We start from the raw sequence: 25,890 nt of genomic DNA on the forward strand, positions 1-25,890 counted from the left end.
GGACGGCGTGTGAGGCGCGGGGCGAAGACCGTACAAATCGTGCAAGACCGATTACCCGATCAGCTGTTGCCACGCCCCCGGACGCCTACGGATACTTGGGGCAAAGGGGGACAGAATGCCGGTGGGTTCCGCTGTCAGGGATCGTTGTAGAACAGTGCTCGGAGACCAGGGAGAGATCCACTACGTCTTCCCGGCATTATCCGCGGATCCGGCGGGTACGGGGCATTTCCTGATCGTGGTCACGGACGCGTCCATAGCCGTGCTGGCCACCAGGACGCTCAGGAGTGACCGTCCGGTCTCGGTGTTCGCCGAATTCCCGCGACACACCCGGCTCGGTCCTATCCTGCCTGGGCCGATCATCAGGCTAGGCTCGATGGCGTTCGAGTTCGACGAGGAATACGTCGCGGTGGTGTCGGCGGCCGACGCGGAGATCTTCGCGCCGGAGACCCTGCCACCCGATCCCTTCCTCGACCTGTGATCGGGGGCCAGATAGTGTACGGTTTCGCGACTCGGCACCGGGTAGGGCTAGACTTCGGCGAGGCCCTGGCATCTCCCTGTGTCCGGGGCCTTGAATTCGTCAGCAGCCGCTGCATGAGGAGCCACTGAGTTGTCACGTCGCCTGTTCACCTCCGAGTCGGTCACCGAAGGCCACCCGGACAAGATCGCCGACCAGATCAGTGACGCGATTCTCGACGCCATGCTCAAGGACGACCCGAAGAGCCGGGTCGCCGTCGAGACGATGATCACTACCGGCCAGGTTCACGTCGCAGGCGAGGTCACGACCGAGACCTACGTCGACATTCCGGGCGTCATCCGGGAGAAGATCCTGGAGATCGGCTACGACGCTTCCCACAAGGGCTTCGACGGCGCCTCGTGCGGTGTGTCGGTGTCCATCGGCGCGCAGTCGCCCGACATCGCCCAGGGCGTGGACGACGCCTATGAGCACCGGGTGGACGGCGATGGCGATGAGCTGGACCGGCAGGGGGCCGGTGACCAGGGCCTCATGTTCGGTTATGCCTGCCGGGAGACTCCTGAGCTGATGCCGTTGCCGATCACGCTGGCGCACCGTCTGGCGCAGCGGCTGTCGCAGGTGCGCAAGTCGGGCACGGTGCCTTACCTGCGTCCTGACGGCAAGACGCAGGTCACGATCGAGTACGACGGTGATCGGCCGGTCCGCCTCGACACGGTGGTGGTCTCGACGCAGCACGCGGCCGAGATCGACCTCAAGGAGATGCTGGCGCCGGACATCAAGGAGCACGTGGTCGACCCGGTGCTGGCGGGTCTGGACATCGAGACCGAGGGTTACCGGCTGCTGGTCAACCCGACCGGGCGGTTCGAGATCGGCGGCCCGATGGGTGATGCCGGCCTGACCGGCCGGAAGATCATCATCGACACTTATGGCGGCATGGCCCGGCACGGTGGCGGCGCCTTCTCCGGTAAGGACCCGTCCAAGGTGGACCGTTCGGCGGCCTACGCGATGCGCTGGGTCGCCAAGAACGTCGTCGCGGCCGGTCTGGCTGACCGGTGCGAGGTGCAGGTGGCGTACGCGATCGGCAAGGCTCAGCCGGTGGGTCTGTTCGTGGAGTGCTTCGGCACCGAGAAGCTGCCGGTGGAGAAGATCCAGGCGGCTGTGCTGGACGTGTTCGACCTGCGTCCGGCCGCGATCATCCGGGATCTGGATCTGCTGCGGCCGATCTACTCGGAGACCGCCGCCTACGGCCACTTCGGCCGTGAGGGCTTCTCCTGGGAGTCCACCGACCGCGCCGAGGCTCTGCGGACCGCTGCCGGCCTCTGACGCCCGCCCTTTTCTTCCGACGCCCAGAGGCGTGGCCTTCGCATGAGGGCACGCCTCTGGGCTTTGCGGCTTGACCACATGTTCGTGCACGAACTCGACCCCGCTCGGAGGGATCTGGCGGTGCGGCGGGTCAGGCCGCGCGGGTTCTGGAAGAGCGCCGCCGCAGGGCTCCGGGCTCGACGTGTGGGCGTTCCGGGTCGGCGGCGTCTGGTAGACGTTATGCGTGACCCACTCCGACGACGCTCTTCTGCCGCTGGACGCCGTGCGGCCGCCGGCGTCGAAGGACACCAAGGGCGCCGTCGTCCCGGCTCCTGAGCGGCCGGTGGCGAAAGTGGCGGTGGACAGCCCGCTGCCGCACCTCGACCGCCTCTTCGACTACCTCATTCCCGCGATCATGCACGAGACGGCCCAGCCGGGGGTGCGGGTGCGGGTGCGGTTCGCGGGCAAGCTCGCCGACGGATTCCTGCTGGAACGGGTCGAGGAGAGCGAGCACGAGGGCAGGCTGACGCCGCTCGAACGCGTCGTGTCCCCGGAGCGGGTGCTGACGCCGGAGATCGCCGGGCTCGCCAGAGCGGTCGCGGACCGATACGCCGGCACCCTCACCGACGTGCTCCGCCTCGCCATACCGCCCCGCCACGCCAGGGTCGAGGCGGAGACCCCCAAGCCGGACGATTCGGACGCCGCCCCGCCGGCCGTGGTGGCGGCGGAGGAGCCGCCGCCGGACCCGAGCGCCTGGGATGCGTACCCCACGGGCCCCTCTTTCCTGGACGCGCTGCGCAACGGGCGTGCGCCCCGGGCCGTCTGGTCAGCCGTGCCCGGCGCCAGAGGGTGGGCCGGGGCGATGGCCGAGGCCGTGCGGGCGACGCTGGACGGCGGCAGGGGGGCCGTGGTCGTGGTCCCCGACGGCAAGGACGTGGCGCTGGCCGACGGCGAGTTCACGCGCGTGCTCGGGCCCGGCAGGCACGTAGCGCTCACCGCCGACCTGGGTCCCGCCGAGCGCTACAGACGGTGGCTGAAGCTGCTGAGAGGCCAGGTACGCACCGTCGTCGGCACCCGCGCCGCCATGTTCGCCCCCGTGGCAGAGCTCGGCCTGGTGGCCATCTGGGACGACGGCGACGACCTGCACGCCGAACGCCTGGCCCCCTACCCCCACGCGCGCGAGGTCCTCGGCCTCAGAGCACACAGGACCGGCGCCGCCATGCTGATCGGCGGATACGCCCGCACGGCCGAGGCCACCCAGCTCATCGCCGGCCGCTGGGCCCGGCCCATCGTGGCCACCCGCACGCTGATCAGAAGCCTCGCCCCACGGGTGCGGCCCGCCGGAGAGGACGCCGAGCTGGCCAAGGACCAGGCCGCCCGCCAGGCCAGGCTGCCCAGCATCGCCTGGCGGGCCCTGCGCCAGGGACTGGAGAGCGGCCCCGTGCTGGTCCAGGTTCCGAGGCGCGGCTACCTGCCCGCCCTCGCCTGCCGCCACTGCCGGACCCCTGCCCGCTGCACCCTCCCCCCGACCCGCATGGCCCCGGTGCTCTTGGCCGCGGCCGTCCCGGGAAGCGCCGCGCCCGGCGCGGGGTCTCCGACGGCACTTCCACTGGCCGGCCCGCTCGGCGCGCTCCGGCTGGACGGCCCGACGGCGCCGCCGGTGAACAACCCCACCGGGCAGCCTCCCTTCGGGGGCCAGGGCGGCTCAGGCGCCCGGGGAGGGCCTGGCGGCTATGAGTCCCTCGGTGGACCGGCGTCCCACGGCACGGCCGGCCCGCACGACGATGGTGCGGGGGCCGTGGGGCCGTTGGGCGGTGGCGCGGTGCCGGGGGTGCAGGTCGAGCCGGAGCCGTTCTGTCACGGGCCGCTGGCGCTGAGAGGCGGCCACGCCGCCCCCTACTGCCGCTGGTGCGGGCGGGTGGACGCCGACTGGCGCTGCCCCTCCTGCGGCAGCCCGCACCTGCGCGCGGTGGTCGTCGGGGCCCGGCGCACGGCCGAGGAGCTGGGCAGGGCCTTCCCGTCGATCCAGGTACGCACGTCCGGCCGCGACGGTGTGCTGGCCTCCGTGCCCGCCACCAGAGCCCTGGTCGTCGCCACGCCCGGCGCCGAACCCGTGGCAGAAGGCGGCTACGCGGCTGCCGTGCTGCTCGACGGGTGGGCCCTGCTGGGCCGGGCCGACCTGCGGGCCGGCGAGGAGGCCGTGCGCCGCTGGATGAACGCCGCCGCGCTCCTCCGCCCCGCCGCCGAGCTGGTGGTGCTGGCGGACGCCGCGCTGCCCGCCGTACAGGCCCTGCTGCGGTGGGACCCCGTCACCCACGCCGAGCGCGAGCTGGCCGACCGCGCCGAGCTCGGCTTTCCGCCCGCGGTCAGGATGGCGACGCTCACCGGTGCGGCGAGTGCGGTCCGGCAGATGCTCGACGAGGTGCGCCTCCCGCCCGACGCCCAGGTGCTCGGCCCCGTCCCCGTCGACGACGCCGGCCAGGAACGCGCCATGATCCGCGTGCCCAGGAACGGTGGTGGCGCGCTGGCCGCCGCGCTCAAGGGGGCCAGTGGGGTACGCGCGGCGCGTAAGACGCCAGATGTCGTGAGGGTCAGTGTCGACCCCCTCGACCTGATTTAGACCATTTCCCCGATTCGCTCATCTGGTGACCAGCCGTTAGCGTGCCTCTGTGTCGATCGAATGGGTGAACCAGGCCATCGACGACCTGCGTGCCTGGGGGCGCGCGCGGGAAGTCGAGGTCGATGCGGACGAGGTCCGCCTGCTCTGCGACTACGCCAGCGACTACCTCAACGTCAACGAACTCGGTGATTTCGCTCCGGAAACCTTCGACGAGCTGCTTCTTTCCATCTATCCGCGCAAGGTCATCGCGCCTCCGGAGAGCGCGCCGGAGACCATCGCTGCCGCCCGTAGCCTGGTCGACTACCTCAGCGAGGCGGGCGTGGTGCCCGAGGAGCGGGCGGCGCGGATGCGCGAGCGGCTCAACGACATCGAGCCGCGCATGCCCGAGGCGCTCGCCGACCCGGCCAACTTCGGCATGGCCAAGAGCCTGTTCAGCTCCATCGGTCCCGAATCACTCGAGCAGTCGATCGCCATCCCGTCCGGCGAGCTGCCCGACCTGGGTGAGGCGCCCTGCGACTGCCCGGGCTGCGCCCCGCTGCCCGCCGCCAGGCTGGCCCCGCCCGAGGAGCTCCTCGCCGCGCTCAGGACCGTGCCAATGCTGAAGGAGCGGCCGCTGCCGAGCACCGGCGAGCCACTGCGCGAATGGGCCGAGACCGTCGGCCGCATCCTCGACCGAGACACGCGCGGCGCGATCACCGGCTCCACCGAGGTCGACGAGGGCCTCTACGACCTGTTCGACATGCTCTACCGGCTGCAGGTGCGCGTGCCCGTCACCGTGATCGGCGACTACCTCGACGAGATCGCCGGCGACGGCGGACCCGGCCTGGCCGCCGTGCTCGACCGGCTGGCCTGGTGCGGCCTGGTCACGATGGACGGCGACGACGCGGAGCTCACCCCGCTGGCCGTCTGGGCGCTTCGCGAGCACTACCTGTCGCTCGGCCTCGACGCCCCGCAGGCCCCCGACCTGGCCGAGGCCGACGCGCGCGGCCTCATCGAGGGCCTGCTCGAAGGCGTGCCGGCCGAGCTCGCCGAGGACGACATCAGCCGCTGGCTGACCGGCAGGACGGCCGGCGAGGCAGCCGGCGAGCTGCTGGCCGCTGCCTCCGGCGCGCCCGCCGTGGCCCGCGGCATCGCCATCACCATCGTCGACCGGCTCGGCGCGGAAGCCGCGCCCCAGGTGCGCGACTACCTCGACGACCAGGAGCTGCGGCCGCACGCCATCCACTGGCTGGCCGCCCGCGGCCTGCCCGCGCCCCAGCTCACGCAGGAGGAGCTGCTCTGGGTCAGCGTCGACATGCTCGCGCTGGCCATGCCCGCGGCCGAGGAGGCCCCCGAGATCTTCGCCGAGAACATGGCCGCCTCCGGACCGCCCGCCCATCTCATCGAGGAAATGTGGCGCGTCGACCACCCCGACGTCGTCGAGGTCCTGGAGCTGCTCGGACGCTCCATCCCCGACACCACGGTCGCCAAGGCGGCACGCAAGGCCGCGTTCAAAGCCCGTTCCCGTGCCATCCGTTGAGTACGCTCATGTGACTGCTGTGCAGTAAGTTTCGTGGGTGGCCAACAACGTCTTCGACCTCTCCGAGCTGCGCAAGCTGATCGATGAGCAGGCCGCGGTGCCGCCACGTCCGGCCGAGGAGCCTCCCGTGGAGGAGCACGAAGCGCTGACGTTCCCGCCGGTCCTGCTGGCGCCCGACGCCGAGCTGGCCGCGGCGGTGCCCGCTGTGCCTCTCGTGGCCGACGCCATCAGGCTCGCCGCCTGGACGGGCAGCCGCGACGTGAGCGCCGACGGGCACCTCGGCGAGGGTGACGCGGCGGCCGCCGCCGCGGAGCTCGGCCTGCCCGCCGCCCGGCTCAGGCTCGTCTGGATCGTCGCCGTCAACACCGGGCTGCTGCGGATCATCGGCGGCCGCGTCTCCCGCGGGCCGCTGTCGATGCGGCTGACGGTCGAGGCGACGCTGGAGTTCTGGGACGGCGTGGTCATGGACGTGCTCGACCGCGCCGACGAGGGCCTGACCGGGTCGGCCGTGGTCGACGGCCACCTGGCCGAGATGCTCGCCACGATCTACTCCGTGCGCTCCGGCGTCGCCACCGCCAACCTCGCCAGAGGCATCCTGCAATCCCACGAGGTCGCCTGCGCGCCCGGGCCCGTCGAGATGCGCAGGATCGCCGCCGCGCTGCCCGCCGAGCTGCTGGAGGCGCTGTCGCTGCTGGCTTACTGCGGCCTGGTCGAGCAGACCCCCGCGGGCCGCACCGCGCTCACCCCGCTCGGCGTCTGGGCCATCCGCCGCGACCTGCTGCGCGAGGGGCACGACGCGCCGACCACCGAAGAGGTGGAGGTGTTCGCCGACCTGTCGGCGGCCGAGCTGGTCGAGGCGCTCGCCAAGGGCTCGGCCACGCAGAGCGCCGTCGCCGGCTGGCTGGAGCGCCGCTCGCCGGAGTCGGCCGCCCGCGACCTGATCGAGATCGCCGCGTCCGGCACGGCCGGCCAGCGCGGCACGGTCGGCGCGATCCTGGAGGAGCTGGGCCCCGAGGCCGAGGCGCCCGTCAGGCAGGCGCTCGACCACCCGATGACGCGCCGCTACGCCGCCTCCTGGCTGCACATCCGCGACCTGGAGGCCCCGCCGCTCAGCCCCGAGGACCACACGTGGATCGCGGTCGACTCGCTGGCCGCCCTCATGCACCTGTCCGGGCCCGCTGCGGGCCGGCTCGACCCGCCCGAGCCGGGAGAGGAGCTGATCAAGCTGGTCGCCGAGATGCCCGGGGTCGGCCACCCCGACACGATCGCCGTTCTCGACATGCTGGCCACGGCCCACGACGACCAGGCGGTGGCCAAGGCGGCCCGCAAAGCCGCGATGAAGGCGCGGTCGCTCGAGCACACTAAACTGGGCTGATCAATGCTCGCGGAGCTCGCGGACGCGGAGCTCGAGAAACAGGAGTGACCCCTTGGCGATCCAGTCGATCCGGCTGTTCGGAGACCCGGTGTTGCGCACCCCGGCGGCCCCCGTCGTCGACTTCGACAAGGAGCTTCGCAAGCTGGTCAAAGACCTCACCGACACGATGATGGACGCGCCCGGCGCGGGCCTCGCGGCCCCGCAGATCGGCGTCGGCCTGCGGGTGTTCACCTACTACGTGGACGACCAGCTCGGCCACCTGATCAACCCCGACCTCGACCTGTCCTCGGAGCTCGACGAGGAGGGCGAGGAGGGCTGCCTGTCCTTCCCCGGTCTGTCGTTCCCGACGCCGCGCGCGATCCGCGCCGTCGCCAAGGGCTTCAACATGCACGGGGAGCCCGTCGTGCTGGAGGGCACCGACCTCATGGCACGCTGCTTCCAGCACGAGACCGACCACCTCGACGGCATCCTCTTCATCGACCGCATGGACCCCAAGCAGCGCAAGCTGGCCATGAAGGCGGTCCGCGAGGCCGAGTGGAGCGGCCTGTCCGCCCCGGTGGTCAAATACTCGCCGCACGCGACCGGCGGAAAGGCGCTCTGAGGGCATGCGTCTGGTCTTCGCGGGCACACCCGAGACGGCGCTGCCGTCGCTGCGCACCTTGATCGACTCGCCGCGGCACGAGGTGGTGGCGGTCGTCACCCGTCCGGATGCCCAGTCTGGGCGGGGACGCAAGGTCCACCCGTCGCCGGTGGCCGCCCTGGCCGAGGAGTCGGGCATCGAGGTGCTGCGTCCGCCCAAGGCGGGTGACCCAGCCTTCCTCGACCGGCTGCGCGAGCTGGAGCCTGACTGCTGCCCGGTGGTGGCCTACGGCGCCCTCCTGCCGCAGTCCGCGCTCGACGTGCCCCGCCACGGGTGGATCAACCTGCACTTCTCGATCCTGCCCGCCTGGCGTGGTGCCGCGCCCGTCCAGCACGCGATCCTGCACGGCGACGAGATCACCGGCGCGACCACGTTCCAGATCGTCAAGGAGCTGGACGCGGGGCCCGTCTACGGCGTGGTCACCGAGGAGATCCGCACCACCGACACCAGCGGGACGCTGCTGGAGCGGCTGTCGGTCTCCGGCGCGGGGCTGCTCGCGGCCACCCTCGACGGCGTCGAGGACGGCGTCCTGGAGGCCCGGCCCCAGCCGGCCGACGGCGTGACCATCGCCCCCAAGATCAACGTCGACGACGCCCGGGTGGACTGGGCCAAGCCCGCCATGCACGTGGACCGGCTGATCCGGGCCTGCACGCCCAGCCCTGGGGCCTGGACCGAGTTCAGGGGCCAGCGGATCAAGCTCGGGCCGGTGCGGCCGGCTCCCGGCGAGCGGCTGGCGCCCGGCGAGATCGCCGCCACGAAGACGACCGTGCTGGTCGGCACCGCCACCGACGCCGTTCTGCTGAGCGAGGTGCAGCCGCAGGGCAAGCGCCTGATGGAGGCCGTCGAGTGGGCTCGCGGCGTCCGCCCCGACGGCAAAGAGACCTTCGAGTGACCCGAAGGGGAAGGTCTGACGGCATGAGGGCCAGGAGGGACCAAGGAGCCGGTGGCGGCGCAGGTCGCGGGGCCGGAGGTGGCGCGGGCCAGCGTGGCAGTGGCGCGGGCCGCGGGGCTGGGCAGTCCGGCGGTGGCGCGGGCCGCGGGGCTGGGCAGTCCGGCGGTGGCGCGGGCCGAGGGGCCGGGGGTGGTCCTGGTCGGGGGCGCGGGCCCCGGGGGGCGCCGCGCGACCCGGCACGCAACGCGGCCTTCGACGTCGTACGCGCCGTGGACGAGCGCGACGCCTACGCCAACCTGCTTCTCCCTCGCCTCCTGCGCGAGCGCGGCATCAAGGGCCGCGACGCCGCGCTGGCCACCGAGCTCACGTACGGCACGCTGCGCGGTCTCGGCACCTACGACGCGATCATCGAGCTGTGCAGCGACCGCATGCCCGACCCCGGCGTGCGCGACGCCCTGCGGCTCGGCGCGCACCAGCTCCTGCGCATGCGCGTCCCGCCGCACGCGGCCGTCGGCACCACCGTCGACCTCGTACGCCTGCGCATCGGCCCCGGCGCCGCCAAGTTCGCCAACGCGGTCCTACGCAAGATCGCGTCCAGGACGATCGAGGAATGGCTGCCCATCGTGGCACCGGACCCGGCCGACGACCCCGTCGGCCACCTCTCCGTCGCCTACGCCCATCCGCGGTGGATCGTCTCGGCCTTCCGCGACGCGCTGGGCGGTGACGACGAGCTGTCCGACCTGCTCGACGCCGACAACGCCCGTCCCCTGGTGACGCTGGTCGCCCGGCCCGGGCGCAGCTCGGTCAAGGAGCTCGAGGACGCGGGCGCCACCCCGGGACGCTACTCGCCCTACGCCGCATACCTGCCTGAAGGCGATCCCGGGCGGATCGAGGCCGTGGCCGGGACGAGGGCCGCCGTCCAGGACGAGGCCAGCCAGCTGGTGACGCTCGCCCTCACCCGCGTACCGGTCCAGCGGGAGGGCGAGGAGCTGTGGCTCGACATGTGCGCCGGGCCCGGTGGCAAGAGCGGGCTGCTGGACGCCGTCGCCACCCACGGCGATCCCTCCGGATTCCCCGGCGGGGCCCGGCTGCTGGCCGCCGACGTGCAGTACCACCGGGCGCGGCTCGTCTGGCAGACCACCCGGCACGCGTCCGTGGTGACGGCGGACGGGACCGAGCCCGCGTGGCGGCCGGGCGTGTTCGACCGGGTCATGCTCGATGCGCCGTGCACCGGGCTCGGCGCGCTGCGACGGCGGCCCGAGGCGCGGTGGCGGCGCGATCCGTCCGGCATCGCCGAGCTCGGCAGGCTGCAGCGGCGGCTGCTCGGCACGGCGCTGGACGCGGTGCGGCCGGGCGGCGTCGTGGCGTACGTCACCTGCTCGCCGCACCTCGCCGAGACCCACGTCGTGGTCGGGGACGTGGCCGGGCGCAGGGACGACGTCGAGCAGCTCGACGCCCGCGACTACCTGCCCGAGGTGGAGGGGCTGGGAGACGGCCCGCACGCCCAGTTCTGGCCGCACCGGCACGGCACCGACGCCATGTTCCTGGCCCTGTTCCGCAAGCGGCCCTGAGTGCCGCCGGGGACGCCGAACGAATCGCCGCGATCGGTTGATTTGTTGTTCTCAGGGGCAGGTGTGGTCGGATCGATGCCGTGGACTTCCTAGACGACCTTCATAGAGCGGAGCTGGAGCCGATCGTCTGGCTCCAGCAGTGGCCGGACTCGGTGCGGCCGGTGATGGAGCTCGTGTCCGTGTTCGGCACGGACACGTTCTTCCTGCTGTGCCTGCCCCTCCTCTACTGGTGCGTCGATCCCAGGCTCGCCCTCCGGCTGGCCTTCACGGTCATGGTCTCCGCGGCGGCCAACGCCGTCGCCAAGCTGGCCGCACACCAGCCCAGGCCTTACTGGATCGACCCCCGGGTGCGCCCGCTCTCCGTCGAAGGCGCCTTCGGCCTGCCGTCGGGTCACGCCCAGAACGGCACCGCCGGCCTGGGCCGGCTGGCCGTGACGGCGGCCAGGCCCGGGGCATGGTGGACGGCCGGCGGGCTCGTGACGCTGGTCTGCCTGAGCCGCGTCTATCTGGGCGTGCACTTCGTCTCCGACGTGGTGGCCGGGGTGCTGCTCGGCGCGGCCGTGCTGCTCCTCGTGCTGAAGCTGGAACGCCCGCTGACGGCGTGGTGGCGAGGGCTGGAGCTCTGGGCGCAGCTGGCGGCCTCGGCCGCGCTGTCCGTGGCGCTGATCGGCGCGGCCGCGCTGGCCAATGCGCCGTACGCCGGCTGGTCCCCGCCCGCGGCCTGGAGCTCGGCAGGCCAGATCGCACCCGAGAGCCTGACCACGGTCGTCACCATGGCGGGCGTGCTCTTCGGCACGCTGGCCGGGGCGTCGATCATGCACAGGATCGGCTGGTTCGACGCGGGCGGCCCGCTCGGCCTGCGCGTCGCCCGCTGGCTGCTCGGCACCGCCGTGGCCGTGCTCATCTGGTACGTCCAGGGCGAGCTGCTGCCCAGGACCGGCGTGGTCGCGTACGCCGGATACGCGGTGCTGGCGCTCTGGGTGCAGCTGGGGGCACCGGTGACGTTCATCAGGCTCGGGCTGATGTCCCCGGCGAGGCAGGCCCAGCCCGTTCACTAGACTGGGGAAAATCATGGCCGTACAGATCTCGCCCAGCATCCTCGCCGCCGACTTCGCCAGGCTCGCCGACGAGGCCGCCGCCGTGCCCAACGCCGACTGGCTGCACGTCGACGTCATGGACTACCACTTCGTGCCCAACCTCACCCTCGGGCTGCCCGTGGTCGAGGCGCTGCGCAAGGCGACCGCGACGCCGCTCGACTGCCACCTCATGATCGCTGATCCCGACCGCTGGGCGCCGCAGTACGCCGAGGCCGGGGCGGGCAGCGTGACCATCCACGCGGAGGCGGCCAGGGCCCCGATCCGCACGCTGCGCGAGATCCGCTCCCTCGGCGCGCGGGCCGGGCTCGCGCTCAATCCGGCCACCGCGGTCGAGCCTTACGAGGATCTGCTCGGCGAGATCGACATGCTGCTGCTGATGACCGTCGAGCCCGGGTTCGGCGGGCAGAAGTTCCTCGACGTGGTGCTGCCGAAGATCCGCCGCGCGCGGGCGCTCGTCCAGCGGCACGGCGGGGCCATCTGGCTGCAGGTCGACGGGGGAGTGGACGCCGAGACCATCGGGCGGTGCGCCGAGGCGGGCGCCGACGTGTTCGTGGCCGGCAGCGCCGTCTACGGCGCCTCCGACCCGGTGGCCGCCGTTGACGAGCTGCGCGCCGCCGCCACCCGCGCCATGGCGTGAAATATCCCCCTTAATCCGTCTGGCGGGGCCTTTTCGACGGGCGTGCAACAGTTTCCGCGGCCTGTTCCTCTCGGAGGAGAAGGAACGACGAAGGGCGAGAACTGTTGGAAGGCGATCCCCGTTTCGCGGAGTTCGTCGCCGAACGCGGCGACGCGCTCCTGCGCTACGGCTACGTGCTGGCCGGCAATCCGCACGATGCGGCGGACCTGGTCCAGGAGGCGCTGCTCAAGCTGCGCGGCGCCTGGCATCGATTGCGTCTGAAGGACAACCCGGAGAGCTACGCGCGCACCACGATGGCCAGGCTGCACATCGCCGGCTGGCGGTTGCGCAGGCGCGAGCAGCTCGCCTGGGACCCGCCTGAGCGGGAGCACCACGACGCGTTGCCCAGTGGCGACGAGCAGAGGATGTGGCAGGCGCTGGCCGGGCTGCCCCGCAAGCAGCGCGCCGTGCTGGTGCTGCGTTACTACGAGCAACTCGACGACGCCGAGATCGCCACCGTGCTCGGGATCTCCCGCGGAACGGTCCGCAGCCAGGCCTCCCGGGCGCTGGACAAGCTCCGGTTCGCCATGCCAAGCGAGGACAGCCCGATGACCAGGGGGAACGTACGATGAGCGACGTCGAGGAGATCCTGCGCAGGACGCTCGGCCAAGCGGCCGACCAGGCACCCCGGCTGCCGGGCCTGCTGCCCGCCCGGCTCGAACGCATTCACTCGCGGAGAAGGCGACGGGCCCGGACGGCGCTGGCCGCCGCGGCCGTCATCCTCGTGGCGGGCGGGACCGCGGCCGTGCTGCGCGGTGGCGACATCACGACGGTCGTCCAGGGCGAGGCCGCGTCGGGGCCGCGCTCCGCGGCGCCGTCCGAGCATGTGGAGAAGGTCTGGCCGGAGGCGGTGCGGAAGCTCCCGGCGAAGGGGCCCGACGGAGAGGCGTGGCGCCCGGCCACGTTCATCGACGACCACACGCTGCTCATGGAGGCAGATTCCGAGGGAACCGGCGCCATCTACGCTTACGACCTCGGCAGCAACGCGCATCGCAAGATCGTCACCGTGCCGGTGCCTGAAGGCACGACAGGCTTCGCCAACGGCTTCGCCGTGGGCGGCGGTCACGTGGTCTGGTGGACGGCGACGGACGACTCCGTCGCGCATCTCTGGGCCGTGCCGCTGGAGGGCGGCAAGGCCGAGATCGTCGCCGATCAGCGCATCCCGGAGGGCGACGACGGCAGCGGGATCGACGGGCTCGCCGTCGTCAACGACAAGATCGTTTTTTCTCTGTATGTGGGCGGCGTCTTCACCGTCCCCCTCGAGGGCGGCATGGTGGAGCCGGTCGAGGCGGGTGCGGGGATGCATCTGCTGACCTGGCCGTGGGCCGGCACGCCGGGGATGGGCGGGGAGCCGACCGGCACCCGGTTCGGCCGGATCCAGAACCTGGAGACCGGCGAGACCAGAACGGCCGTCACTCACCCCGGCGAACAACTACGCACCTGCGGCGTGACCATCTGCCTGGGCAGGAGCGCGGAGGGCGAGGTCTTCTTCCGGCAACGGGACGGCTCGACGCAGAAGAACGTGCCCGGCGACGTGAGCACAGCCATGCCGCCGACCCAGGACCGCTTCTACGTTTCGGCGTACGGCGACAGGATGCCTGTGGGCGTGGGGCTGTACGACCTGGACAGCGGCAAGTCGGGCTATCTGGGCATCCGGGGGGAGGGCAACTCCATCAGATTGCCGTCCACGGACCCGACAGGCCGGCTCCTCAGCTACACGATCGGGGACGACCTCTACATGATCGACCTCATCAGGATCAAGTAGCAATTCGTTAACGTCATCCCCGGGCTGGGTAACTATCCACTTATGGGCGACCATGGGATCTTCGGCCCCGGTTCGGTGACGTGGCGGGTGATGGGGGAACCCATCCTCCTGGTCGGCGGCATCCGGGCTCTGCTCATGCAGGGGCTGCATCCGCGGGCGATGCGCGGAGTGCTGCAGAACTCCGCGCTCATGGATCCGGACGAGGCGTGGTCGCGCTTCGTGCGCACCACCGAGTTCGTCCGCGTCCGCACGTACGGCACCTGCGCCGAGGTCGCAAAGGCCGGCCGCCGGGTCCGCAAGATCCACGCCAGGCTGACCGCCTACGACCCGGACACCGGCGCCACGTTCCGCCTGGACGAGCCGGAGGCGCTGCGCTGGGTACACGTCGGCGAGGTCGACTCCTACCTGTCCGTCGCCCGCCGGGCGGGCGTGCGGCTGACGGACGACGAGGCGGACACGTTCGTCCACGAGTGGCGGCGGGCCGCCGAGGTCGTCGGGCTGGACGGCGCGGAGGTGCCCGGTTCGGTGGCCGAGCTGCACGACTACATCGAGGCCGCCCGTCCCGGGCTGCGTTTCGTGCCCGAGGCCGCCCACCCGCTGCGCCTGTCGCTCAACGCGCCGCTCCCGCGTCTGCTGTTCCCGCTCAAGCCCGCCGTGCCCGCGCTGATGATCCTCGCCTTCGCCACGCTGCCGCGCTGGGCGAGGAGACTGTACGGGCTGCCCGCCACGCCCGTCGGCGACCTGTGGGCGACCGCGACGCTGCGCACCCTGCACACCGGGCTCGGACTGGTCCCCGCCCAGGTCCGCTACTCACCGGCGGCTCGCCGCGCGCACCGGCTGACGGCGGCCTGAAGCGGACGCTTGGTCAAAACGGTGGGGGTGGTCGCGCCCGTTGTTTCGGGCATGGCACACTGATAGCGGAAGAAAGCTAGCGTGCTCCGGGGTCGGTGAAACTCCGAACCGGCGGTGATAGTCCGCGACCCGGCCGATGCCATCGGCCGGTTGACTCGGTGAAATTCCGGGACCGACGGTTAAAGTCCGGATGGGAGGTAGCGCGCGAGGTGTCCGGCATACCTGCCGGATGCCTTCTGTGGTGCATGCGTGCATCACTCGAGTCCCCCGGGGCCCGCCGTGGCTTGGAGCTACTGGCGAGTAGGAGACCCGGGTGGAGATACCCGAGCAGGACGTCGCGCACATGGCGCGCGCCGTCGAGCTGGCCGGGCACGGACACGGCACCACCAGCCCCAACCCCGTCGTGGGCTGCGTCGTGGTCGACTCCGGCGGTGTGGTGGCCGGCGAGGGGTTCCACGTGTACGCGGGCGGACCGCACGCCGAGGTCGTGGCGCTGGCGCAGGCGGGAGAGCGGGCCAGAGGCGGCACCGCGTACGTGACGCTGGAGCCCTGCGACCACACCGGGCGGACGGGTCCGTGCAGCCGCGCGCTGCTCGACGCGGGGATCGCGCGGGTGGTGGTCGCGGTCGCCGACCCCAGCCCGAAGGCGGCGGGCGGCGCCGCGCGGCTGCGGGCCGGCGGGGTCGCCGTGACGATGGGGGTTCTGACGGGCGCGGCCGAGCGGGTCAACGAGGAGTGGCTCACCTATGCGCGGCTCGGGCGCTCACATGTGACCTGGAAGTTCGCCGCCACCCTCGACGGCAGGTCGGCCGCCGAGGACGGGACCAGCCAGTGGATCACCTCGCCGGAGGCGCGGGCCGACGTGCACCGGTGGCGGGCGGCCGCGGACGCGATCGTGGCGGGCATCGGCACGGTCCTGTCCGACGACCCCCGCCTCACCGCCCGCCCCGCCGCCGACCCCCCTCTCGCCGCGAACGACGGCTCCACTGCCGACCTCGGCCATGCGGCCGGGGTGGGCTCCGGCTTGGACGTCGGCTCTGGCGCACATGCCGATTCCTGGGGCGGCTCGCACGCCGGCGACGGCGGTGGCGGTGAGCATGCCGCGACGGCAGCCGCCGCACGTGCCGCGGCAAGCGGGCGCGTGGCGGGCACGGTGCGCGCGGACGGCGCCGTGGAACCCCTCGCCGGTCACCGCACCGCAGGCGTCCATCACAACGCCGAGCGCGGCGACGGAGCGGATGCCGGGCACTCGGCGGCGGCCGACGGGCGCGTGACGGGCGTCGGCGGTGTGGCGGCCGTCAGGCTGGTGAACGATCTGGTCCCCGAGGAGGAGCCGGCGGCCGCGGCGGGTGCCGGCGGGGTCGCAGGTGTCCGGGCTCCGCTGCGGGTCGTCGTCGACACCGAGGGCAGGACACCGCCGGACGCCAGGGTCCTCGACGACGAGGCGCCGACGCTGATCGCGGTCGCCGACGACGTCACCACCGATCTCAAAGCCGAGCTCCTGCGCCTGCCTCGCCACGGAGACGGCCTGGACCTGCACGCCCTCCTGCTCGAGCTGGCCGCGCGTGAGGTCGTCAGCGTGTTCGTGGAAGGCGGCCCCACGCTGGCCGGCGCGTTCCTGCGCGAAGGCCTGGTCGACCGGGTGGTCGCGTACATCGCGCCCGCGCTGCTGGGCTCAGGGCGGGCCGCGCTCGGCGCGGCCGGGGTGGAGACGATCAGCCTCATGCACCGCCTGACATTTGACGAAATTTCCCCCATCGGGCCGGATGTACGGCTAATCGCCCGGCCCATCGCACAACCAGGCAGGGAGCAGTGATGTTCACCGGAATCATTGAGGAAAAGGGCGAGGTCGTGGCCATCGACCGGGCCGGCGGCGGCGCCCTGCTGTCCGTACGCGGCCCGATCGTCACCTCCGATGCCAAGCACGGCGACTCGATCGCGGTCAACGGCGTGTGCCTCACCGTCGTGAAGACCGAGGGGGACGTCTTCACGGTCGACGTGATCAAGGAGTCGCTCGACCGCAGCTCCCTGGGCGGCCTCACCGAGGGCTCGGCGGTGAACCTGGAGCGGGCCGTCCGCGCCGACCAGCGCCTCGGCGGCCACATCGTGCAGGGCCACGTGGACGGCACCGCCGTGCTGCTGTCCCGCCACCCCGGCGACAGCTGGGACGACCTGCGGTTCTCCCTGCCTGAGCCGCTGGGCCGGTACGTCGCGGAGAAGGGCTCGATCGCGATCGACGGAATCAGCCTGACGGTCACGGCGGTTGACGACGAAAGCTTCGGCGTGAGTCTCATCCCGACCACGCTGAAGCTCACCACCATGGGCGAACGCCAGGTGGGCGACGTGGTGAACATCGAGGTCGACGTGATCGCGAAGTATGTGGAAAGGCTGGTGGCCAGGCAGTGAACTGGGCTAACGCCGGATTCACCGTATTCGGCACACACGTGCTCTGGACGGACCTGATCGGCAACATCGCCGCGCTGTCCACGGTCCTGCTCGCCATGCGGAAATCGATATGGACGTGGCCGGTGCAGTTCACCGGCTCGGTGCTGCTGTTCATCGCCTCCATCAACGCGCACATCACCGGCAACGCGCTCAAGCAGGCCATGTTCGCGGGTCTGGCGGTCTACGGCTGGTGGGCGTGGCGGCGCGGCACGCAGGACGGCAAGCAGCTGCCGATCAGGCCCGCCGAGCGGAGGGAGCGGTTGCTGCTGATCGGCCTCATGCTGCTGGGCACGGTGGTGGTCGGGTTGTTGTTCTTCGTCACCGGCCTGTCGTGGGGCGCCCACGAGCCCCTGCCGAAGGGCGCCTTCCTGGTGGCCGCCGACGCCTACATCTTCGTCGGCAGCGCCCTCGCCACCTGGGCCCAGGGCCGGGCGCTGGTGGACTTCTGGATCGTGTGGGTGGCCGTTGACCTGGTCGGGGTGCCGCTGGCGTTCAGCTCGGGCCTGGTGGTCTCCGGAGCCGTCTACGCTGTCTTCTTCGTCCTGGTCCTCATCGGGTTCGTGAAGTGGCTGCGCGAATACCGGTCCTCCCCGCTGGCCGTGGCCGAGGCGGTGACGCCATGAGCGACATCACGCTCGACCCGATCGAGCGCGCGATCGAGGACATCCGCAACGGCAAGGCCGTCGTGGTCGTCGACGACGAGAACCGCGAGAACGAGGGCGACCTCATCTTCGCCGCCGCGAAGGCCACGCCGGAGTTGTGCACGTTCACGATCAGGCATACCAGCGGGATGATCTGCGTGGCCATGGAGGGCAAGGAGCTCGACCGGCTGGGGCTGCCGCTCATGGTGTTCCAGAACAAGGAGCGCATGCGCACGGCGTACACGATCACCGTGGACGCCCGCGACGGCGTCACCACCGGCATCTCGGCCGCCGACCGGGCCAAGACCATCCGCACGCTGGCCGACTCGGCCACCGAGCCCAACGAACTCGTCCGCCCCGGGCACATCTTCCCGCTGCGTTACCAGGAGGGCGGCGTGCTGGCCCGGCGCGGGCACACCGAGGCGGCCGTGGACCTGGCCAGGCTGGCCGGGCTGTCGGCGGCGGGCGCGCTGGCCGAGGTCGTCAACGACGACGGCACCATGGCCAGGCTGCCCGAGCTGCGCCGCTTCGCCGACGAGCACGATCTGGCCCTGGTCTCCATCGAGCAGCTCGTCGACTACCGGCGGCGGGCCGAGAGCATGGTCACCAGGGTCGCGGAGACCCGCCTGCCGAACGTGTACGGGATGTGGCGGGCCTACGGCTACGCCAGCGCCCTGGACGGCGGCGAGCACGTCGCGCTCGTCTTCGGCGACCTGGGCGACGGCGAGAACGTCCTGGTCCGGGCCCACTCCGAGTGCCTGACCGGTGACGTGTTCGGCTCGCTGCGCTGCGACTGCGGCGTGCAGCTCGACAACGCCATGTCCGCCGTCGCCCAGGAGGGCCGCGGCGTGATCGTCTACCTGCGCGGCCACGAGGGCCGGGGGATCGGCCTGCTGGCCAAGCTCAAGGCGTACAGCCTGCAGGACAACGGCAGCGACACCGTCGACGCGAACGTGGAGCTGGGGCTGCCGGTGGACGCGCGGGAGTTCTCCAACGCCGGGCAGATTCTCGCCGACCTCGGGATCAAGTCGGTACGGCTGCTCACCAACAACCCGGCCAAGCTCAAGGGCATGGACGGGTACGGCATCAAGGTCCTCGGCCGCGAGCCCATGCCCGTGGCCATGAACCCCTTCAACGAGCGTTACCTGATGGCCAAGCGCGACCGCCTCGGCCACGACATCTCGGAGGCGTCATGAGGGAGCTTAGCGAGCGATCACATGGTCACAGCCGGGCTCCGCTCATGTGGCCGGCGGAGGAGGCCGCATGAGCGAGCGTAGCGAGCGATCAAATAGACACAGCCGGGCTCCGCTCATGTGGCCGGCGGAGGAGGCCGCATGAGCGGAGAAGGGCGGCCGAGCGCCACGGCGCCCGACGCCTCAGGGCTGACGGTGGGGGTGGTGGCGGCCAGCTGGCACGCCAAGATCACCGACCAGCTGGTGGCGCGGGCCGTGCAGGCCTGCGACGACAGCGGCGCCAGGGCGACCGTGGTCCGGGTGGCGGGCTCGCTGGAGATCCCGGTGGTCGCGCAGGCGCTGGCCCGCCGCTGCGACGCGGTCGTGGCGCTGGGCGCGGTCATCCGGGGCGAGACCGCCCACTTCGACTATGTCTGCGACTCGGTGACGTCTGGCCTGACCCGGATCTCGCTGGACGAGGAGACCCCGGTCGGCAACGGCGTCCTCACCTGCGACACCCTGGACCAGGCCCTTGATCGGTCCGGCCTGCCGGGGAGCAAGGAGGACAAGGGTTACGAGTCCACCGTGGCCGCGCTCGAGACCGCCCTCCTGCTGCGGAACCTCGGCTGAGCTGCGGTAGGTTTCCCTCGTGCCCGAGCCCGTCCCGCCTCCAGCCTTGCCCGTCACCTGGCGTCCGCGCCGGCCCAGGATCGTCGCCTACGGTTTCGCCGCGCTGATCGTGCTCGGGGCGGTGGTCATGGCCGTCTTCATCGCCGAGCCGTTCAAACTGCCCGACCGGGTGGCGATCGTGGCGTTCGGGTGCGCGGTGGCGTTCGTGCTGCATTTGCTGGGGCGGGTGCGGGTGGAGGCCGACGAGGAGGGCATCACGATCGTCAACGCCGTCCGCACGCATCGGTATACGTGGCCGGAGATCCTGGAGGTCACGCTGCTGGTGGGGGACCCGTGGCCGAAGATCGACTTCTCGGACGGGCGCACCATCAGCGCCATGGGCATCCAGGGCTCCGAGAAATCCCGCGCCCGCCGGTCCACGGCCGAACTGGAGGCCTTGATCCGGGAGCGCGGGGAGGCACGGGAGCGCTGACGCGCCGCCCGCCGCGCGCGATTGACGGCGGGCGGGAATATCGTCGAGCCGGGTGCCGACGTAGCCTGAAGGCGTGCTGCGGCGGACAATCAAGGCAATGGACATCGAGTCGCCCGAGAAGCTCATCGAGCTTCTCGACCGGCACGCCTATCTGGCCGACGAAGGGCTGGCCACGGCCGCCTTCCTGGCGCTGAAGATGGGGCGGCCGCTGTTCCTCGAAGGGGAGGCGGGGGTCGGGAAGACCGAACTGGCCAAGACCCTCGCGACGCTGCTCAAAGCGCCGCTCATCAGGCTCCAGTGTTACGAGGGGCTGGACGCCGCCCAGGCGCTGTACGACTGGGACTTCGCCCGGCAGTTGCTCCATCTCAAGGCCGCCGAGGCCGCGGGAATCACGGATGTGAGCAGGCTGGAGGGGGAAATCTACGATCGGCGGTTCCTGATCGCGCGGCCGTTGCTGAAGGCCATCGAGACGCAGCCGAGCGTGCTGCTCGTGGACGAGATCGACCGGGCCGACGACGAGTTCGAGGCGTTCCTGCTCGAGGTCCTGTCCGACTTCACGATCTCGATTCCGGAGCTGGGCACGGTCAGCGCCAAGACACCGCCGGTGGTCGTGGTGACCTCCAACCGGACGCGAGAGGTGCACGACGCGCTCAAGCGGCGCTGCCTCTACCACTGGCTGGAGCACCCCAGCTTCGACCGGGAGGTCGCCATTCTGCTGCGGCGCCTGCCTGACTGCACCGAGACGCTGGCCACGCAGGTGGCGCGGACGGCCGAGCGGCTGCGGCAGGCCGACCTGGTCAAGCCGCCCGGGGTGGCCGAGACGCTGGACTGGACGGAGGCGCTGCTGACGCTGGGAGCCAAGGAGCTCGACCCCGGGCTGGCCGCGGCCACGCTCGGCGCGGCGCTCAAGTATCGGGAGGACGTCGCGCACGTGCTCGGCAACGGGCTGCTCTCCCATGCGTGATCCGATAGGTGACCTCGTCGCCACTGTGACGGGGTTCGTCAGGACGCTGCGGGCGGCGGGGGTCGGGGCCGATCACGACCGCACGCGGAGCATGTTGCAGGCGCTCGACCACCTCGACGTGACCGACCAGGGCGAGGTCTACTGGGCCGGGCGGCTCACCCTCTGCGCCACGCCCGACGACCTGCCCAGGTACGACCGCTGCTTCGCCGCGTACTTCGGCGGGCAGCGGGCGGCGATGGCCCGCACCAGCACGACCAGCGTCACCAGGCATCTGGCCACGCGGGAGGACGCGGAGGAGGGCCGGGACGACGGCACGGCGGCGCCGGCGACCGCCAGCCGGGCCGAGATCCTGCGTCACCGCGATGTGGCCAGACTGACCGAGGCCGAGCGGGCCGAGGTGCACCGGATGCTCGCCATGCTGAGGAACGGCCGGGCGCGGCGGCGTTCGCGCCGTTTCGAGAGCGCGCACCGGGGCGCCCTGGACCAGCGCCGCACCATCCGCGACGCGCTCAGGAAAGGCGAGGTGGCCAGGCTCCGCCACAAGAGGCACACCACGAGGCCCCGCACGGTGGTGTTGTTCGTGGACGTCAGCGGCTCCATGGCCCCGTACGCCGAGACGCTGCTGCGCTTCGCCCACGCGCTGGTGAGGAGCGAGCCCCGGGCGACCAGGGTCTACTCGGTCGGCACCAGGCTCACCCCGATCACCGCCGAGCTGCGGCACCGCGACCCGGGCACCGCGCTCAACGAGGTGTCGAAGGTCATACCGGACTGGAGCGGCGGAACGCGGCTGGGGGAGGAGCTCAAGGAGTATCTCGCCCGGTCCAGCGCACGAGGGGCGATCGCGGTGATCGCCTCGGACGGGTGGGAACGCGGTGATCCTGAACTGCTGGGCACGCAGATGGCCAGGCTGGCCAGGCAGGCATACCGGGTGATCTGGGTCAACCCACACAAGGGGTACGAGGACTACCAGCCGCTCACCGGCGGCATGCGGGCCGCCCTGCCGTACCTCGACGACCTGGTGGCCGGACATAGCCTGGCCGCGTACGAGGAACTCAGCGAAAGGCTCGCCCATGCGTGACGTGCTGCGGGACATCCTGCCGTGGTGGAGGTCGGGGCTCAGGTTCGGGCTGGCGACGGTGGTGAACACGTTCAGCAGCGCGCCGCGGCCGCCGGGCGCGGCCATGGCGGTGCGCGGCGACGAGGTGGTCGGCAGCGTGTCCGGCGGGTGTGTCGAGGGCGCGGTGTTCGAGCTGGCCACAGAGGTGACCACGGTGGCCGACGCGCCGGTTCTGCAGCGGTACGGGGTGAGCGACGACGACGCGTTCTCCGTCGGGCTCACCTGCGGCGGCATCATCGACATCCTGGTCGAGCCCATTTCGATGGAGACATTTCCGGAGCTGGGGGAGATCGCGGCGTCCGTGGACGCGCATGAGCCTGTCGCCGTGGCCACTGTCGTCTCGGGCCCCGGCCATGTCGGTGCCCGCAGGGTCATCTGGCCGGACCGCTCCTCGGGCACCCTCGGCCTCGAACGCCTGGACGACGCCGTGGACGACGACGCCCGCGGCATGCTCGCCCAGGGCCTGACCGGCATCCGGCACTACGGCGGCCAGGGCGAACGACGGCTGGACGATCTGGCGGTGTTCGTGAACTCGTTCGCGCCGCCGCCGCGCATGCTGGTTTTCGGCGCCATCGACTTCGCCGCCGCGGTGGCCAGAGTGGGCAAGTTCCTCGGCTACCACGTCACGGTCTGCGACGCCCGGCCGATCTTCGCCACGTCCAAACGGTTCCCCGAGGCCGACGAGGTCGTGGTCAAGTGGCCGCACGACTACCTGGCGTCCGTGCAGGTGGACGAGCGTACGGTGATCTGCGTGCTCACCCACGACCCCAAGTTCGACGTGCCGCTGCTGGAGGTGGCGCTGCGTACCGACGCCGGCTACGTCGGAGCCATGGGCTCGCGCCGCACGCACGAGGACCGGCTCGACCGGCTGCGCGAGTCCGGCCTCACCGATGAGGAGCTGGCCCGGCTGCGGTCCCCGATCGGGCTCGACCTCGGCGCGCGTACGCCCGAGGAGACGGCCGTGTCGATCGCCGCCGAGCTGATCCAGCTGCGCTGGGGCGGTACGGGCCGTCCGCTGTCCACCACGAAGGGCCGCATACACCACGAGGCCCCATGAGGCCCATGAAGTCAGGCAAGGTCGCGGGGCTGCTGCTGGCCGCCGGCCAGGGCGCCCGGCTCGGCAGGCCGAAGGCGCTGGTGGAGTACGCGGGCGAGCGCCTGGTCGACCGTGGCGTGCGGCTGCTGGAGGAGGGCGGCTGCCACCCCGTCGTGGTCGTGCTGGGCGCGGCCACCGTGCAGGTGCGCGGCGCGGTCACCGTACGCAATCCGGACTGGGCGTCGGGCATGGGCTCCTCCCTGCGCGTCGGCCTCGCCGCGCTGCCGGAGGAGGCGGAAGCCGTCGTGATCGCGCTGGTCGACCAGCCGCTGATCAGGCCGGGCGCGGTGCGCGCGCTGATCGGCGCGGGCGCGAGCGTGGCCGTCGCCACGTACGGGGGAAAGCGCAGGAACCCGGTGCTGATCGGCCGGGAGCACTTCGCCGAGGTGGCCGAGCGGGCCGTGGGCGACGTCGGCGCCCGTCCGTTCCTGAAGGCGCATCCCGAGCTGATCATCGAGGTGCCGTGTGACGAGCACGGCGATCCCGCCGACATCGACACGCCCGAAGATCTGGACCTGCTACAGGCGGAATGAGGCGATGGCCGCGCGATGATCGCTGCCGGTCGCCGGGGCCACGCCCGCCTCGGTCGCCTTCATCCCCTTGAACAGGATGTGATCCGGCCGCGTGATCGGGAACTCCGACGGCCACGTGAACCCGAACCCCTCGCCCGCCACGGTCTGCGCGTCGCTCAGCGGCGGGGTCAGCCCGCGCATGCCCCGGTCGGTGGTGGCGGTGTTGAGGTCGCCGAGCAGCAGGATCCGCTTGCTGGGGTCGGCGTCGACGAGCTTGCGCGCGTGCGCCAGCGAGGCGTCGCGCGAGGCGGTGTAGCCGGGCCGGGCCGAGGCCAGGTGCATGACGTAGACGGTGACCTTGCCCTTCGGCGTGACGACCACCGCGCGCAGGGCGCGCGGCCAGCCCAGGCCGACATCCAGCGGCTTGGTCTCGCTGATCGGGTAGCGGCTCCACAGTCCCACCGTGCTGACCGGGTAGTGGTACTTGAACATCTTGTTGAGCTGCTTGGCCGCGGGCCCGCCGCTGGTCAGCTCCTGGGCGGCCAGCAGGTCGAGGTCCTTGGCTATCGCGCGAACGGCCTCGCCGGAGGCGTTGTTGCGCACCCCCACATTGACCGTGCCCACGGCCAGGTCGCTGGGGCCGCCCGGCGGCGTGCGGAACAACGTGGAGCCGAACATCACCGTCCACACCAGGCCCGGCACCAGCGCCGCCGCGGCGGCCACCGTGGAACGTGCCAGCGCGGCGCCCACGATCAGCAACGGCACGGACAGTCCGATCCAGGGCAGCAGGCTCTCCAGCACCGGCGTGAACCCGCCGAGCGCGGGGATCAGCCGATGCCCCGCCAGGGCCGCGGCCACGACGAGCGACACCACCACTACAACCCGTCTCAGCACCCGAACCAGGCTAGCCGCTCCCTGGCCGAGATGCCGACGCGGTAGCCTGTTCCGGTCGAAACGGAACAACATTCGGTTCATCGGGAGCCCGGCATGCGGATCGGTATGGCACTCAACTACTCGGGCGGCTTCAAGGAGTCGGTGGCCGAACTGGCCGACTACGAGCAGGCCGGACTGGACATCGTGTTCGTGGCCGAGGCCTACAGCTTCGACGCCGTCAGCCAGATGGGCTACATCGCGGCGAAGACCGAGCGGCTGGAGATCGCTTCAGGCATCCTGCCGATCTACTCGCGGACGCCGACGCTGCTGGCCATGACGGCCGCGGGCATGGACTACGTCTCCGACGGCCGGTTCACGCTCGGGCTCGGAGCGTCGGGGCCGCAGGTGATCGAGGGCTTCCACGGGGTGCCGTACACCGCGCCGCTCGGGCGTACCAGAGAGGTCATCGAGATCTGCCGCAAGGTGTGGCGGCGCGAGCGCCTGCAGCACGAAGGCAAGAACTACACGGTGCCGCTCCCGCCGGACCAGGGGACGGGCCTCGGCAAGGCCCTGAAGATCATCAACCATCCGGTACGTCCCCGCATCCCCATCGTGATCGCCGCCATCGGGCCCAAGAACGTCGAGCTGGCCGCCGAGCTGGCCGAGGGCTGGGAGCCGATCTTCTACGTACCCGAGAAGGCCGGCGCGGTGTGGGGCCCGTCGCTGGCCGCGGGCAAGGCCAAGCGGGACCCTGAGCTGGGCGAGCTGGACGTGATCGCGCAGGCGCCGCTGGCGATCGGCGACGACGTGGCGGGGTTGCTGGAGTTCGGGCGGCCGATGGCGGCTCTTTACATCGGCGGCATGGGCGCCAAGGGCAAGAACTTCTACAACGACCTCGCCCGGCGCTACGGCTATGAGAAGGAGGCCGAGCTGATCCAGGACCTCTATCTGCAAGGCAAGAAGGAGGAGGCCGCCGCGCACGTGCCCGCCGAGCTGCTGGAGAAGATGTCGCTGATCGGCGACGAGGCCTTCGTCCGCGACCGGGTGCAGGCGCTGAAGGAGTCGGGAGTGACCACGCTCAACGTGACGCCGCTCGGCAGAACGCACGAGGACCGGGTGCGGCTGATCGAGACCATCAAGGAGATCGCCGGGTAGCGTGCTGCGGTTGCACCGCGGTGAACGTGACG

At 71.7% G+C, this 25,890-nt stretch carries 24 protein-coding genes, 1 pseudogene and 1 riboswitch; of the genes and pseudogenes, 24 read left to right on the forward strand and 1 reads right to left on the reverse strand.

From position 1 onward, the window contains the following. Positions 1 to 154: 154 nt before the first annotated feature. The 23 genes and pseudogenes from EDD27_RS08970 to EDD27_RS09080 all read left to right on the forward strand — a co-directional run bounded on the left by EDD27_RS08970 (position 155) and on the right by EDD27_RS09080 (position 23,851). Entirely contained in the window at positions 155 to 478 is a 324-nt protein-coding gene (locus EDD27_RS08970) for a hypothetical protein (protein WP_127931977.1), read from the forward strand. Between the two features lie 129 nt (positions 479 to 607). Then, positions 608 to 1,795: a methionine adenosyltransferase gene (gene metK / locus EDD27_RS08975; RefSeq protein ID WP_127931978.1), complete on the forward strand. Its 1,188-nt coding sequence runs from the start codon at positions 608 to 610 to the stop codon at positions 1,793 to 1,795. 223 nt (positions 1,796 to 2,018) lie between these two features. Beyond that, positions 2,019 to 4,394, forward strand: a complete 2,376-nt coding sequence (locus tag EDD27_RS08980; RefSeq protein ID WP_127931979.1) for a primosomal protein N' — start codon at positions 2,019 to 2,021, stop codon at positions 4,392 to 4,394. Positions 4,395 to 4,443: 49 nt separating this feature from the next. Beyond that, the gene (locus EDD27_RS08985; RefSeq protein ID WP_127931980.1) at positions 4,444 to 5,913 is read left to right on the forward strand and encodes a hypothetical protein; all 1,470 of its coding nucleotides are present in this window, start codon (positions 4,444 to 4,446) and stop codon (positions 5,911 to 5,913) included. A gap of 37 nt (positions 5,914 to 5,950) precedes the next feature. After that, positions 5,951 to 7,288 (forward strand): hypothetical protein, encoded by a 1,338-nt coding sequence (locus EDD27_RS08990; protein ID WP_127931981.1) that lies wholly within the window; start codon positions 5,951 to 5,953, stop codon positions 7,286 to 7,288. 52 nt (positions 7,289 to 7,340) lie between these two features. Beyond that, positions 7,341 to 7,889 carry a peptide deformylase gene (gene def, locus EDD27_RS08995; RefSeq protein ID WP_127931982.1) on the forward strand — a complete coding sequence of 183 codons (549 nt, stop codon included), beginning with the start codon at positions 7,341 to 7,343 and terminating at the stop codon, positions 7,887 to 7,889. Between the two features lie 4 nt (positions 7,890 to 7,893). Beyond that, positions 7,894 to 8,820 (forward strand): methionyl-tRNA formyltransferase, encoded by a 927-nt coding sequence (gene fmt, locus EDD27_RS09000; RefSeq protein WP_127931983.1) that lies wholly within the window; start codon positions 7,894 to 7,896, stop codon positions 8,818 to 8,820. Between the two features lie 176 nt (positions 8,821 to 8,996). After that, positions 8,997 to 10,391: pseudogene (locus EDD27_RS09005) on the forward strand (RsmB/NOP family class I SAM-dependent RNA methyltransferase); the annotation flags it as partial. An 80-nt stretch (positions 10,392 to 10,471) separates the two neighbouring features. Further along, positions 10,472 to 11,449 carry a phosphatase PAP2 family protein gene (locus EDD27_RS09010; RefSeq protein WP_127931985.1) on the forward strand — a complete coding sequence of 326 codons (978 nt, stop codon included), beginning with the start codon at positions 10,472 to 10,474 and terminating at the stop codon, positions 11,447 to 11,449. A 13-nt stretch (positions 11,450 to 11,462) separates the two neighbouring features. Beyond that, positions 11,463 to 12,125 carry a ribulose-phosphate 3-epimerase gene (gene rpe, locus EDD27_RS09015; protein WP_127931986.1) on the forward strand — a complete coding sequence of 221 codons (663 nt, stop codon included), beginning with the start codon at positions 11,463 to 11,465 and terminating at the stop codon, positions 12,123 to 12,125. 104 nt (positions 12,126 to 12,229) lie between these two features. Next, the gene (locus tag EDD27_RS09020) at positions 12,230 to 12,736 is read left to right on the forward strand and encodes a SigE family RNA polymerase sigma factor (RefSeq protein WP_127931987.1); all 507 of its coding nucleotides are present in this window, start codon (positions 12,230 to 12,232) and stop codon (positions 12,734 to 12,736) included. Beyond that, positions 12,733 to 13,929 carry a TolB-like translocation protein gene (locus tag EDD27_RS09025; RefSeq protein ID WP_127931988.1) on the forward strand — a complete coding sequence of 399 codons (1,197 nt, stop codon included), beginning with the start codon at positions 12,733 to 12,735 and terminating at the stop codon, positions 13,927 to 13,929. Before EDD27_RS09020 ends, EDD27_RS09025 begins: the two co-directional genes overlap by 4 nt. A 42-nt stretch (positions 13,930 to 13,971) precedes the next feature. Beyond that, complete coding sequence (locus EDD27_RS09030) at positions 13,972 to 14,781, forward strand: oxygenase MpaB family protein (protein WP_127931989.1); 810 nt, start codon at positions 13,972 to 13,974, stop codon at positions 14,779 to 14,781. 77 nt (positions 14,782 to 14,858) lie between these two features. After that, positions 14,859 to 14,989, forward strand: a riboswitch (FMN riboswitch). A 105-nt stretch (positions 14,990 to 15,094) separates the two neighbouring features. Next, entirely contained in the window at positions 15,095 to 16,597 is a 1,503-nt protein-coding gene (gene ribD, locus EDD27_RS56365; RefSeq protein ID WP_127931990.1) for a bifunctional diaminohydroxyphosphoribosylaminopyrimidine deaminase/5-amino-6-(5-phosphoribosylamino)uracil reductase RibD, read from the forward strand. Beyond that, the gene (locus EDD27_RS09040; RefSeq protein ID WP_127931991.1) at positions 16,597 to 17,187 is read left to right on the forward strand and encodes a riboflavin synthase; all 591 of its coding nucleotides are present in this window, start codon (positions 16,597 to 16,599) and stop codon (positions 17,185 to 17,187) included. Before ribD ends, EDD27_RS09040 begins: the two co-directional genes overlap by 1 nt. Further along, positions 17,184 to 17,849 carry a nicotinamide mononucleotide transporter family protein gene (locus EDD27_RS09045; protein WP_127931992.1) on the forward strand — a complete coding sequence of 222 codons (666 nt, stop codon included), beginning with the start codon at positions 17,184 to 17,186 and terminating at the stop codon, positions 17,847 to 17,849. The genes EDD27_RS09040 and EDD27_RS09045 overlap by 4 nt, the downstream gene beginning before the upstream one ends. Then, positions 17,846 to 19,063 (forward strand): bifunctional 3,4-dihydroxy-2-butanone-4-phosphate synthase/GTP cyclohydrolase II, encoded by a 1,218-nt coding sequence (locus EDD27_RS09050; protein WP_127931993.1) that lies wholly within the window; start codon positions 17,846 to 17,848, stop codon positions 19,061 to 19,063. Before EDD27_RS09045 ends, EDD27_RS09050 begins: the two co-directional genes overlap by 4 nt. Positions 19,064 to 19,201: 138 nt before the next feature. Then, positions 19,202 to 19,669, forward strand: a complete 468-nt coding sequence (gene ribH, locus EDD27_RS09055) for a 6,7-dimethyl-8-ribityllumazine synthase (protein WP_127931994.1) — start codon at positions 19,202 to 19,204, stop codon at positions 19,667 to 19,669. 19 nt (positions 19,670 to 19,688) lie between these two features. Continuing rightward, positions 19,689 to 20,141, forward strand: a complete 453-nt coding sequence (locus EDD27_RS09060; protein WP_127931995.1) for a PH domain-containing protein — start codon at positions 19,689 to 19,691, stop codon at positions 20,139 to 20,141. A 97-nt stretch (positions 20,142 to 20,238) separates the two neighbouring features. Continuing rightward, positions 20,239 to 21,105: an AAA family ATPase gene (locus EDD27_RS09065; RefSeq protein WP_127931996.1), complete on the forward strand. Its 867-nt coding sequence runs from the start codon at positions 20,239 to 20,241 to the stop codon at positions 21,103 to 21,105. Next, positions 21,098 to 22,183 (forward strand): vWA domain-containing protein, encoded by a 1,086-nt coding sequence (locus EDD27_RS09070; RefSeq protein ID WP_127931997.1) that lies wholly within the window; start codon positions 21,098 to 21,100, stop codon positions 22,181 to 22,183. The genes EDD27_RS09065 and EDD27_RS09070 overlap by 8 nt, the downstream gene beginning before the upstream one ends. After that, positions 22,176 to 23,279 (forward strand): XdhC family protein, encoded by a 1,104-nt coding sequence (locus EDD27_RS09075; RefSeq protein ID WP_127931998.1) that lies wholly within the window; start codon positions 22,176 to 22,178, stop codon positions 23,277 to 23,279. Before EDD27_RS09070 ends, EDD27_RS09075 begins: the two co-directional genes overlap by 8 nt. A 5-nt stretch (positions 23,280 to 23,284) precedes the next feature. Next, positions 23,285 to 23,851 carry a nucleotidyltransferase family protein gene (locus EDD27_RS09080; RefSeq protein ID WP_127931999.1) on the forward strand — a complete coding sequence of 189 codons (567 nt, stop codon included), beginning with the start codon at positions 23,285 to 23,287 and terminating at the stop codon, positions 23,849 to 23,851. On the opposite strand, the gene EDD27_RS09085 is transcribed toward EDD27_RS09080, so the two are convergent. After that, positions 23,837 to 24,724 carry an endonuclease/exonuclease/phosphatase family protein gene (locus tag EDD27_RS09085; RefSeq protein WP_241563929.1) on the reverse strand — a complete coding sequence of 296 codons (888 nt, stop codon included), beginning with the start codon at positions 24,722 to 24,724 and terminating at the stop codon, positions 23,837 to 23,839. The genes EDD27_RS09080 and EDD27_RS09085 overlap by 15 nt on opposite strands. Positions 24,725 to 24,817: 93 nt before the next feature. On the opposite strand from EDD27_RS09085, the gene EDD27_RS09090 reads away from it, so the two are divergent. Continuing rightward, positions 24,818 to 25,858 (forward strand): LLM class F420-dependent oxidoreductase, encoded by a 1,041-nt coding sequence (locus EDD27_RS09090; protein ID WP_127932000.1) that lies wholly within the window; start codon positions 24,818 to 24,820, stop codon positions 25,856 to 25,858. Positions 25,859 to 25,890 lie beyond the last annotated feature (32 nt).

This window comes from Nonomuraea polychroma (assembly GCF_004011505.1).
Lineage (GTDB): Bacteria > Actinomycetota > Actinomycetes > Streptosporangiales > Streptosporangiaceae > Nonomuraea > Nonomuraea polychroma.

What these genes read in the sequence shown, in the direction of transcription:
- fmt (WP_127931983.1), top strand. Translation starts at nt 7,894, where the DNA reads ATGCGTCTGGTCTTCGCGGGCACACCCGAGACGGCGCTGCCGTCGCTG.
- rpe (WP_127931986.1), top strand. Translation starts at nt 11,463, where the DNA reads ATGGCCGTACAGATCTCGCCCAGCATCCTCGCCGCCGACTTCGCCAGG.
- EDD27_RS09025 (WP_127931988.1), top strand. Translation starts at nt 12,733, where the DNA reads ATGAGCGACGTCGAGGAGATCCTGCGCAGGACGCTCGGCCAAGCGGCC.
- EDD27_RS09030 (WP_127931989.1), top strand. Translation starts at nt 13,972, where the DNA reads ATGGGCGACCATGGGATCTTCGGCCCCGGTTCGGTGACGTGGCGGGTG.
- EDD27_RS09040 (WP_127931991.1), top strand. Translation starts at nt 16,597, where the DNA reads ATGTTCACCGGAATCATTGAGGAAAAGGGCGAGGTCGTGGCCATCGAC.
- EDD27_RS09050 (WP_127931993.1), top strand. Translation starts at nt 17,846, where the DNA reads ATGAGCGACATCACGCTCGACCCGATCGAGCGCGCGATCGAGGACATC.
- ribH (WP_127931994.1), top strand. Translation starts at nt 19,202, where the DNA reads ATGAGCGGAGAAGGGCGGCCGAGCGCCACGGCGCCCGACGCCTCAGGG.
- EDD27_RS09065 (WP_127931996.1), top strand. Translation starts at nt 20,239, where the DNA reads ATGGACATCGAGTCGCCCGAGAAGCTCATCGAGCTTCTCGACCGGCAC.
- EDD27_RS09070 (WP_127931997.1), top strand. Translation starts at nt 21,098, where the DNA reads ATGCGTGATCCGATAGGTGACCTCGTCGCCACTGTGACGGGGTTCGTC.
- EDD27_RS09075 (WP_127931998.1), top strand. Translation starts at nt 22,176, where the DNA reads ATGCGTGACGTGCTGCGGGACATCCTGCCGTGGTGGAGGTCGGGGCTC.
- EDD27_RS09080 (WP_127931999.1), top strand. Translation starts at nt 23,285, where the DNA reads ATGAAGTCAGGCAAGGTCGCGGGGCTGCTGCTGGCCGCCGGCCAGGGC.
- EDD27_RS09090 (WP_127932000.1), top strand. Translation starts at nt 24,818, where the DNA reads ATGCGGATCGGTATGGCACTCAACTACTCGGGCGGCTTCAAGGAGTCG.